The organism is Campylobacter ureolyticus (assembly GCF_027277485.1).
In the GTDB taxonomy this organism is placed as follows: domain Bacteria; phylum Campylobacterota; class Campylobacteria; order Campylobacterales; family Campylobacteraceae; genus Campylobacter_B; species Campylobacter_B ureolyticus_B.
This window is the reverse complement of record NZ_JAPXGQ010000062.1, coordinates 1-255: the sequence shown is the minus strand read 5'-3', so window position 1 is coordinate 255 and position 255 is coordinate 1. Positions and strand designations below refer to the sequence as shown.

General features: G+C 49.0%; 1 rRNA gene. It reads left to right on the top strand.

The annotated features are described in order from the left end of the window. Window positions 1-255 (top strand): 16S ribosomal RNA (locus O6B72_RS09450); the annotation flags it as partial.

The window sequence follows — 255 nt, the reverse complement described above, 5'->3', positions numbered from 1 at the left end:
AGTTGCTAACAGCTCGGCTGAGCACTCTAAACAGACTGCCTTCGTAAGGAGGAGGAAGGTGTGGACGACGTCAAGTCATCATGGCCCTTATGTCCAGGGCGACACACGTGCTACAATGACATATACAGTAAGACGCAATATCGCAAGATGGAGCAAATCTATAAAATATGTCCCAGTTCGGATTGGGGTCTGCAACTCGACCCCATGAAGCCGGAATCGCTAGTAATCGTAGATCAGCCATGCTACGGTGAATAC